The sequence below is a fragment of the uncultured Methylobacterium sp. genome (assembly GCF_964242245.1).
In the GTDB taxonomy this organism is placed as follows: Bacteria; Pseudomonadota; Alphaproteobacteria; order Rhizobiales; family Beijerinckiaceae; genus Methylobacterium.
Map to the genome: position 1 here is coordinate 1 of NZ_CAXTBY010000130.1, position 9,421 is coordinate 9,421.

Below are 9,421 nucleotides of genomic sequence, written 5' to 3' on the forward strand. Positions count from 1 at the left end.
GTGAACCAGATCGTGCCGTCGGACTTGCAGACGAGGTCGTTGGGCGCGTTCAGACGCCGGCCCTCGTAACGATCGACCAGCGCGGTGATGCGGCCGTCGTGCTCGGTCCGGGTGATGCGCCGGTCCCGGTGCGAGCACGCGAGCAGACGCCCGTTGCGGTCGCGGGCATGGCCGTTCTCGAAGCCGGTGCCGGTGCGGAACACCGAGACGCCGCCGGACTCGCTCCAGCGCATCACCCGGTCGTTGGGCAGGTCCGAGAACAGGAGTTCGTCGCGATCCCCGAACCAGACAGGTCCCTCGCACCAGCGGAACCCGTCGGCGAGCTTTTCCAGCGCCGCGTTCGGCAGCACGAAGGCCTTGAACCGGCTCTGCGTGAACGCGAAGCCCTCCATGGCGGCGCCTACCGGAAGCGGCCGGGCCGGTCGACGGTCGGCGTCACGTCGAGGCCGGTGACGATCATCGTGCAGGGCTCCGATCCGACCGTGCCGGAGAGGTGGCCCTTCTTCCCGTCCCGCTCCTTGGTGTTCTGGTCCTCGCCCATCATCAGCTCGCCCGGTCCCATCTCGACGCGGGTGCCGTCCATGGTCTCGACGAACCAGCGGCCCGAGAGGACCGCGATCCACTGGGGCTTCGGGTTCTCGTGCCACTGCCCGACCCAGCCGACGGGCAGCACCGTGAAAGTGACGCCGGCCCTGGTCGAATCCTGCTTGTCGTTCCACTGCGGGGCGGTCTCGGGATTCACGCCCTCGAACGCGAAGTGCGAGAGTTCGAACCGCGCCTGCCGACTAACGCCGTCGGCGTCGGTGTAGACGTGCCAGTAGGCCATTCTCGGGCGCGTGTCGCCGCTCGTCGGATCAGCCATGGTCGTTCCTCAGTGGGCGTCGGGCGCGGCCGGCGCGCTCCAAGGGCCGCCCGCAAGCGGATGCGCGATGATCCCGGAGGCCGGCGCGTAGGCTCCGCCGATCACCACCAGAAAAAGCCCGCCAACGAGGCCGAAGTTCTTGAAGAAGTCCCAGAAATGGACGCGGCCCTCGCCATTCTTCGACCAGAAGCCGGGGAACGCCCAGAACGGGTGGTACATGAGCGCCGTGACGGCGCAGAAGCCGGCGAGCACGAAGGCCGCCGCCCGGTCCCACCAGCCGATCACGATCAGCACCGGCGTCACCGCCTCGACGAGGATGCCGAGGACGAGCAGCAGTGTCGGGAATGGCAGGGGCCCGGAGGCGGCCTGCCCCATCGCCTCGTCCCAGTGGGCGACCTTGTCGTAGGCGCTCAGCGGAAACATGCAGACGAGGCAGATTTTCGCCAGGAGCGGCACCGCGACGAGGTCGAGCCACGTCATCGCAGGAACCGGACGGGCAGGGATGGCTGTGGATCGGGCATCGGGCCGGCGTTCCAGGCGGCAGGACTAGACGCCCAACGCCCGGCCGCCGGGGCAGTTGCCGGCACGCTCGACGGAAACGGCCCAGCATCGCCGATGCGGCGGGCACGGTCCCGCGACGCCGGCAGGCTGGAACGGCTCCAGTCTCCTCAACGTTGGCCGACGGGTCGTTCCGATCCGTCGTGCCGTGCGAGGCCGCCGATGGCACAGGACCATTACGACGTCATCGTGATCGGCTCGGGGCCGGGCGGCGGGTCGCTGACGGCGCGGCTGGCCGGGACGGGAAAACGCATCCTGCTGCTGGAACGCGGCGACTACCTGCCCCGGAGCCAGGACAACTGGAATTCGAAGACCGTGTTCGTGGACGGCGCCTACCAGGCGCGTGAGACGTGGTACGGCGGCGACGGCCGCGCGTTCAGTCCGGCGCTGCACTACTACGTCGGCGGCAACTCGAAGGTCTACGGCGCGGCACTGCTGCGGATGCGCGAGCGCGATTTCGAGGCCGTGCGCCACGTCGACGGCGTCTCGCCGGCGTGGCCGGTCTCGTATGCCGAATTCGAGCCGTACTACGCGCAGGCCGAGACGCTGTTTGCCGTGCACGGCAACCGCGGCGAAGACCCGACCGAGCCGTGGTCGAGCGGCGCTTACGACCATCCGGCCGTCAGCCACGAGCCCCGTATCCAGAGGCTCTCCGACGACTGGGCGGCCGAGGGGCTGCATCCCTACCACCTGCCGCTGGGGATCAAGCTCGACGAGCGCAACGGCAAGGTGACGCCGACCAGCATCTGCATCCGCTGCGACGCTTTCGACGGTTTCCCGTGCCTGCTCAACGGCAAGGCCGACGCGCAGGTGATGACCGTCGACCCGACGCTGGCCCGGCACGACAACGTCACGCTGCGCGTCAACGCCTACGTCTCGACGCTGGAGACAGATCCGGCGGGCCGGACGGTGACGGCCGTGAACGTCACCCGCGAGGGCCGCGCGGAGCGCTACTCCGCCGACATCGTGGTGGTGGCCTGCGGCGCGCTCTCCTCCGCCCTGCTGCTGCTGCGCTCGGCCAACGCGGCCCATCCGAACGGACTCGCCAACGGCTCCGATCAGGTCGGGCGCAACTACGTGCGCCACAACATGTCGGTGCTGATGGCGCTGTCGAAGGAGGTCAACGACACCGTCTTCCAGAAGACGCTCGCGGTCTCGGACTTCTACTTCGAGTCGAAGGACTGGGACTACCCGATGGGCCTGATCCAGATGTGCGCCAAGACCCACCCGGAGCAGATCCGCGGCGAGGAATTCCCGGCCTGGACCGGCTTCCTGCCGAACGCGCCGTTTGACATGGTCGCGCGGCATGCCATGGATTTCTGGCTCCAGAGCGAGGACCTGCCGCACCCCGACAACCGGGTTTCGATCGACCGCGACGGGCGCGTGATCCTCGACATCGCGCAGAACAACCGCGAGGCGCATGATCGGCTTCGCGGCAAGCTCTCGGACCTGCTCCGGCCCGGCGGCGCCTACACCTACCTGTTCGAGCGCTCGCTCTACCTCGGCAAGAACATCCCGATCAGCGGCACCGCGCATCAGGCCGGCACCCTGCGGTTCGGCACCGACCCGGCCTCGTCCGTGCTCAACTTGACCTGCAAGGCGCACGAACTCGACAACCTCTACGTCACGGATGCGAGCTTCTTCCCCTCGATCGGCGCGGTGAACCCGACGCTGACGATCATCGCCAACGCGCTCAGGGTGGCCGATCATCTGGCGGAGCGGCTGGGGTAGATACGAGGGGAGTTCACAGGCCCAAGCAGAGATGCCGCTTGGCCTGCGAAACCCGCACCGTCATTCCGGGGCTGCGTAGCAGAGCCCGGAATCCAGGGCCGCCGACCGTGCAGACTGAACCACGACCTGTGTTTCTGGATTCCGGGCTCGCCAACGATGCCTCGGAGTGACGGTGCGGGAAGTCCGACCGCACGGGTGCCCGGGTCCCGGCTCCATCGTCCATCCCATCATCCCACGCGCCGCGGCATCCGAAACGGCAGCATCAGCCGCACCAGCGGATTGCGAAAACGGTCGAGCGACAGGCTCTCGTGGACCGGGCGCACCGCCTCGCCGGCGAGCCGTGCCGACAGCAGCGAGCGCGCATAGAACGGCGTGTCCTCGAAGGTCCGCACCACATCGGCCTTCGCGTCGTCGCTGCGGGTCGAGCGCGGCACGCGCCAGAGCCGCGTCGGCGGCAGGGGGGCTGCGAGCGGCGGGTGCATGTCGCGGCGGGCGCCGGTGCGGTCGAAGCGCAAGCTGAGGTTCTGTGCGGAGCCGTCGCGGCGGCGCACGTCGTAGAGGATCACCGCGCCGTCCGTCAGGTCGGCCCGGCACCACGTCCAACTCGTGAAGGCGTCGGCGAGCGGCCCGTCACCGTGGTTGGTGTCGAAATAGGCGGTGCCGGACCAGCGCAGCGCCGGCTCGGACAGCTCGACCTCGACGGGCGACGACGGTGCCATCGGCCACCAACGGTGCTGCCCGTCGGCGTCGAGGGTGAAGGGTCCTGGGGTGATGCCGCCGGGATAAAGCTTCACCGTGCCGCGGACGCGCGAGGGGATCGGCGCGGTGGTCTCGTCGATGGTGATCGTCAGCGCCGTTCCGTCCCAGGCCATCCCGCTCGGCCCGATGCGGATCGTGCTCTCATCGCGAAGCAGCGACTTGCGCCCGCGTTCCGTCATGCAGAAGCGGTTGGCGCGTTCGCCGTAGAGGACGACATTGACCGCGCAATGGTCGAACGGGTCGCGCGAGCGGTCCCAGGCGTAGTACGGCGAGAAGACGCTGCCGATGAAGGCGATGATGGTGAGCCCCTGGCGACCGTCGGCGCTCAGGGCATCGACGTACCACCAGACGTAGCCGTCGCGGCCGACCGGCGTGTCGAAGCGGGGCGCGTCGCCCTGAGGTCCGCGAGCAGCGTGTCCGCCGCGATCCGGCCCGACTGCGCCGCCATCGGCACCCCCGGCCCCGGATGGACGCTGCCCCCCGCGAGATACAGCCCCGGCAGCTTGGTGCGCGCGCCCATCCGCTTGAAGGTCGCGCTCCAGCCGTGCGAGGCCCGGCCGTAGAGCGCCCCCCCCGTCGCCGGGAACAGCGCGGCGAAGTCGGCGGGCGTCGTCGTCACCGTCTCCCCCGCCGATAGGGTCAGGCCGCAGGCCGAGAGCCGGCCCCGCATCGTGGTCTCGCATGCGTCGATCTCCGATCGCGTGAAGGGGGGCTCAGGCCCAGCCGGCGCGTTGACGAGGCAGAGCAGGCGCTCGCGGCCGTCGGGCTCGGTCCCTGCGGTCCGGTCCTGGGCGCAGACGTAGACGGTGGGATCGGCCGGCAGCCGGCCGCGGCCGATCGCGTCGAACTCGGCGCGGTAGTCGCCCGAGAAGAAAACGGTGTGGTGGGAGAGCGGGAAGCCCTGCGCCCGCGCTTCGAGGCAGAACGTGACCGCCGAGAGCGACCGGTCGCCCGGCGCCACGGGATCGGCGGCGCGCGCCGCGTCGGACCCGAACAGACCGGCTGCGAGCGCCGAGACGTCGCCGTTCATCACCACCGCGTCGGCCGGGATCCGTTCGCCGTCGGCGAGCACGACGCCGGACACCCGTCCCCGCTCCGTCGAAATCCGGCGCACCTCCGCGCCGTAGCGGATCGTCGCGCCGCGCTCCGACGCGAGATCGGCCACCGCCGCGGCGAGCCGGCTCAGGCCCCCCGCGATCGACCAGACGCCCGCCTGCTCGACATGGGCGACGAGCATCAGGGTCGCCGGCGCCCGGTAGGGCGAGGAACCGCAATAGGTCGCGTAGCGCCCGAAGAGCTGCCGCAGCCGGGGGTCGCGGAAATACTCGCCGAGCGCGCCCCACAGGGTGGCGAAGGGCTGGATGCGCCACAGGTCGCCCAGGCCCGACAGGCCGGCGCGCCGGGCGAGATCCACCGGGCCGGGCCGGCTCCCGCGGATGAACGGTCCGTCGAGGGTGCGGAAGACCTCCGCGGCGCGGGCGCAGAACCGGCGGTAGCCGTCGGCCTCGCGCGGTCCGGCGAACGCCGCGATGGCGTGAGCGGACGCGTCGATGTCGGCGAACAGGTCCAGACGCTCCGAGGCGCTCCAGGCGTGGCGCGCGAGCACGCGGGCGGGCGTCAGCGCGACGCGCTCCGAGAGGTCGGCGCCGGCCTCGGAAAAAATCTCGTCGAGGATCCAGCGCATGGTGAAGACCGTCGGACCGGCCTCGATCCGCGCACCGCCGACGGCGACGCTGCGCATCTTGCCGCCGGGCGCATCCGCGCGCTCCAGCAGCGTCACGTCGAGCCCGGCCACGGCCAGCCGCAGGGCCGCGACGAGCCCGCCGATACCGGCACCGATCACCACGACCTGCTCGCCCCGCATCGACTCCTCACGTCATCCACAATCGGCATTGATCTCCATCGCAACAAGTGTCAATCATAGATGACACTTTTGAACGACAATCACGTTTGACGGTAGGAGGCGACGGTGGACGCAGGCAGGCGCATCGAACGGACCCTGGACAACGCGGTCGCCTACGCGGAGGCGCCGGGGGCGCCGCCGCGGCTCGCCGAGGCGATCCGCTACGCGGTCTTCCCCGGCGGCCACCGCATCCGGCCTCGGCTCTGCCTCGCGGTGGCGGCGGCCTGCGGCGACGACGACCCTGCGGCCTCCGACGCCGCGGCGTCCGCGATCGAGCTTCTGCACTGCGCCTCCCTCGTGCACGACGACCTGCCCTGCTTCGACGACGCCGAGACCCGCCGGCAGAAGCCCACGGTCCACGTCGCCTACGGCGAACCGCTCGCCGTGCTCACCGGCGACGCGCTGATCGTGCTCGCCTTCGAGACCCTGGCCCGCGGTGCCGCGAGGAACCCGCACCGCCTCGCGGCGCTCGTCGGGCTCGTCGCCCGCGCGGTCGGCTCGCCCGCCGGCATCGTCGCGGGGCAGGCCTGGGAATCGGAGGCTGAGGTCGCGCTCTCGAACTACCAGCAGGCCAAGACCGGGGCGCTGTTCGCCGCCGCGACCGTCGCGGGGGCCGCCGCCGCCGGCGCCACCCCGCTGCCCTGGCGGCTGCTCGGCGAATGCCTGGGCGAGGCCTACCAGGTCGCCGACGACCTGCGCGACGTCGCCTGCCGCCAGGAGGAGATCGGCAAGCCCGCCGGGCGCGACGCGACGCTCGGCCGCCCCAACGCCGCGCTGCTGCTCGGCATGGGCGGGGCGCTCGACCGCCTCAAGCGGCTCGCGGCGGAGGCGATCGAGGTGATTCCCGCCTGCCCGGGCGCCGACGCGCTCCGCGCCGAGATCGCCGCGCAGACCCGCCTGTTCCTCCCCGCGAGCCTCGCGCACGAACTGGTTTGAGGGCGGACCTCGCGCATGCTGTCGGAGCCGCGTTCGTCCGCAGATGGCGCGGGCCCCCTCTCCAAGTCGGGCAGGCCCGATTTGGGTCGGGAGACGGACAGGATGAGGGGCGTGACCTTTCCGGATGGGTTACGCCCCTCACCCCAACCCTCTCCCCCTGGGAGAGGGAGCGTCGTCGAGCCCCGCACCACGCTCCGCGAGCGCTGGCGCGCCTTCCGCGTCGCGTGCGTCGCGAGCCCCGCCTTCCAGCGCTGGGCGGCCGGCTTCCCCCTGACCCGCCGCATCGCGACGAGGAACACCCGCGCGCTGTTCGATCTGTGCGCCGGCTTCGTCTACTCGCAGGTGCTGTTCGCCTGCGTCCGGCTCGACCTGTTCCCCACGCTGCGGGCCGGACCGCTGTCGGTCGAAACCCTGGCGGCGCGGCTGGGCCTGACGCCGGAGCGCGCGACGCGGCTGCTGAAGGCGGCAGCGTCCCTGGACCTGATCGCGGTCCTGCCGGACGGACACTACGCGCTCGCCGACCTCGGCGCGGCGCTGCTCGGCAACCCGTCCGTCGCGGCAATGATCGAGCATCACGCGATGCTCTACGCGGACCTCGCCGATCCGGTGGCGCTGCTGCAGTCCGAATCGGGGCCGACGCGGCTGTCCGGCTACTGGCCCTATGCCCAGGCCGCGGAGCCGGATGCGGCGGACGCCGACGCAGTCGCCGGCTACAGCGGCCTCATGGCCGCCTCGCAGGCGCTGATCGCCGAGGACGTGCTCGACGCCTATCCGCTGGCCGGCCATGCCTGCCTGATGGATCTCGGCGGCGGGGAGGGCGCCTTCGTCACGGCGGCCGCGCACCGCCATCCGCAGCTCGGCCTGATGCTGTTCGACCTCCCCGCCGTTGCGGTACGGGCGGAAACGCGGCTGGCGGCGGATGGGCTTAGGCCTCGCGTCGCCTGCCACGGCGGCAGCTTCTTCGCCGACGCGCTGCCACGCGGCGCCGACATCATCTCCCTGGTGCGCATCGTCCACGACCACGACGACGCGCGGGTCGCCACCCTTCTACGCGCCGCCCACGCCGCGCTCCCGCCGGGCGGCACGCTGCTGATCGCCGAGCCGATGGCGGGAACCCCCGGCGCCGAGCCGATCGGCGACGCGTATTTCGGCTTCTACCTCCTCGCGATGGGCAGCGGTCGCGCGCGCGCGCCGGCTGAGCTTTCGGCAATGCTGGAGACCGCCGGATTCAGGGGAATCCGCCTCGTCCCGACGCGTCGCCCGTTGCTGACGCGCCTCGTCGTCGCGACGAAGCCCGCGTAAAAGTGTAAATTATACTTGACGCTTTTTTTTGTCATTCTAGGATGACTACACCGACCGGCCAAGCAGAGCCGGGCGGGGTGGAAGGGCAAGGTTCATGGACGCGCTCGCCGTCGTTCTCGAGAAACCGGAGCAGTTGGCGCTTAAGCGCCTGACGCTGACCCCGGTCGCCGAGGGCGACGCGGTGGTCGCGGTCTCGTGGAGCGGCATCTCCACCGGCACCGAGCGCCTGCTGTGGACGGGCCGGATGCCGAGCTTCCCCGGCATGGGCTACCCCCTGGTCCCCGGCTACGAGTCGGTCGGCACGGTGGTCGAGGCGCCGCGCGGCTCCGATCTGACGGTCGGGCAGACCGTGTTCGTGCCGGGCGCGCGCTGCTTCGGGGCGGTGCGCGGCCTGTTCGGAGGCGCCGCCTCCCACCTGATCGTTCCGGCCGGGAAGCTGGTGCCGGTCGATGCGGCCCTCGGAGACAAGGCGATCCTGCTGGCGCTCGCCGCCACCGCCTACCACGCGATGGCGGGCAACGGGCCGGGCGAGCGCGCGCTGATCGTCGGGCACGGGGTGCTCGGGCGGCTGCTCGCGCGGCTCTCCAGCCTGTCGGGCGCCGTTCCGACCGTCTGGGAGACCAACCCGATCCGGGCGCGGGGTGAATTCGGCTACCCGGTCGTCCATCCGGACCAGGACGAGCGCCGGGACTACGCCACGATCACCGACGTCAGCGGCGACGCAAGCCTGCTCGACACGCTGATCGGCCGGCTGGCGCCCGGCGGCGAGATCGTGCTCGCCGGCTTCTACGAGGCGCCGCTCAGCTTCAGCTTCCCGCCGGCCTTCATGCGCGAGGCGCGCATCCGCGTCGCCGCCGAATTCCGGCCGCACGACCTCGCGGCGGTCACCGCGCTGATCGAGCGCGGAGCGCTGTCGCTGGACGGCCTCGTCACCCACCAGCGTCCGGCGGCGGCGGCGGAAGATGCCTACCGCACGGCGTTCGGTGAGCCCGAATGCCTGAAGATGATCCTCGACTGGAGGAACGCATGAACATGCACCTGACCAACGCCGCGCTCCGCGCGGAAGCCGCCATCGAGCCCGATCCGGTCGTCACCGCGCCGGCGAAGAAGGAGACGCAGATCATCGCGATCTACGGCAAGGGCGGCATCGGCAAGTCGTTCACCCTGGCCAACCTCAGCTACATGATGGCCCAGCAGGGCAAGAAGGTCCTGCTGATCGGCTGCGACCCGAAGAGCGACACCACCTCGCTGCTGTTCGGCGGCCGCGCCTGCCCGACGATCATTGAGACCTCGACCAAGAAGAAGCTCGCCGGCGAGGCGGTCGCCATCGGCGACGTCTGCTTCAAGCGCGACGGCGTCTACGCGATGGA

Annotated in this window: 10 protein-coding genes; 5 read left to right on the forward strand and 5 right to left on the reverse strand. The window is 71.1% G+C overall.

The window, feature by feature from the left end; genetic code table 11:
- From ACFE8Y_RS18870 to ACFE8Y_RS18880, 3 genes are all read right to left on the reverse strand, one after another.
- A partial coding sequence (locus tag ACFE8Y_RS18870; RefSeq protein ID WP_375465916.1) for an SMP-30/gluconolactonase/LRE family protein occupies positions 1 to 392 on the reverse strand: 392 nt, incomplete at its 3' end.
- An 8-nt stretch (positions 393 to 400) separates the two neighbouring features.
- Complete coding sequence (locus ACFE8Y_RS18875; RefSeq protein ID WP_375465917.1) at positions 401 to 862, reverse strand: cupin domain-containing protein; 462 nt, start codon at positions 860 to 862, stop codon at positions 401 to 403.
- 9 nt (positions 863 to 871) lie between these two features.
- The gene (locus ACFE8Y_RS18880) at positions 872 to 1,342 is read right to left on the reverse strand and encodes a DoxX family protein (protein ID WP_375465918.1); all 471 of its coding nucleotides are present in this window, start codon (positions 1,340 to 1,342) and stop codon (positions 872 to 874) included.
- Positions 1,343 to 1,582: 240 nt separating this feature from the next.
- On the opposite strand from ACFE8Y_RS18880, the gene ACFE8Y_RS18885 reads away from it, so the two are divergent.
- A complete protein-coding gene (locus ACFE8Y_RS18885; RefSeq protein WP_375465919.1) occupies positions 1,583 to 3,151 on the forward strand; it encodes a GMC oxidoreductase in 1,569 nt (522 codons plus the stop codon).
- A 227-nt stretch (positions 3,152 to 3,378) separates the two neighbouring features.
- Here the strand turns inward: ACFE8Y_RS18885 and ACFE8Y_RS18890 are convergent, their stop codons facing one another.
- Entirely contained in the window at positions 3,379 to 4,239 is an 861-nt protein-coding gene (locus ACFE8Y_RS18890) for a carotenoid 1,2-hydratase (RefSeq protein ID WP_375465925.1), read from the reverse strand.
- Complete coding sequence (crtD, locus tag ACFE8Y_RS18895) at positions 4,236 to 5,774, reverse strand: 1-hydroxycarotenoid 3,4-desaturase CrtD (RefSeq protein ID WP_375465920.1); 1,539 nt, start codon at positions 5,772 to 5,774, stop codon at positions 4,236 to 4,238. The genes ACFE8Y_RS18890 and crtD overlap by 4 nt, the downstream gene beginning before the upstream one ends.
- A gap of 105 nt (positions 5,775 to 5,879) precedes the next feature.
- On the opposite strand from crtD, the gene ACFE8Y_RS18900 reads away from it, so the two are divergent.
- From ACFE8Y_RS18900 to ACFE8Y_RS18915, 4 genes are all read left to right on the forward strand, one after another.
- Complete coding sequence (locus ACFE8Y_RS18900) at positions 5,880 to 6,749, forward strand: polyprenyl synthetase family protein (RefSeq protein ID WP_375465921.1); 870 nt, start codon at positions 5,880 to 5,882, stop codon at positions 6,747 to 6,749.
- Positions 6,750 to 6,851: 102 nt separating this feature from the next.
- Positions 6,852 to 8,051 (forward strand): methyltransferase, encoded by a 1,200-nt coding sequence (locus tag ACFE8Y_RS18905; RefSeq protein ID WP_375465922.1) that lies wholly within the window; start codon positions 6,852 to 6,854, stop codon positions 8,049 to 8,051.
- A 94-nt stretch (positions 8,052 to 8,145) separates the two neighbouring features.
- A complete protein-coding gene (gene bchC, locus ACFE8Y_RS18910) occupies positions 8,146 to 9,081 on the forward strand; it encodes a chlorophyll synthesis pathway protein BchC (RefSeq protein WP_375465923.1) in 936 nt (311 codons plus the stop codon).
- Positions 9,078 to 9,421: AAA family ATPase (locus ACFE8Y_RS18915; protein ID WP_375465924.1), on the forward strand; the 344-nt coding region annotated here is incomplete at its 3' end. The genes bchC and ACFE8Y_RS18915, both read left to right, overlap by 4 nt.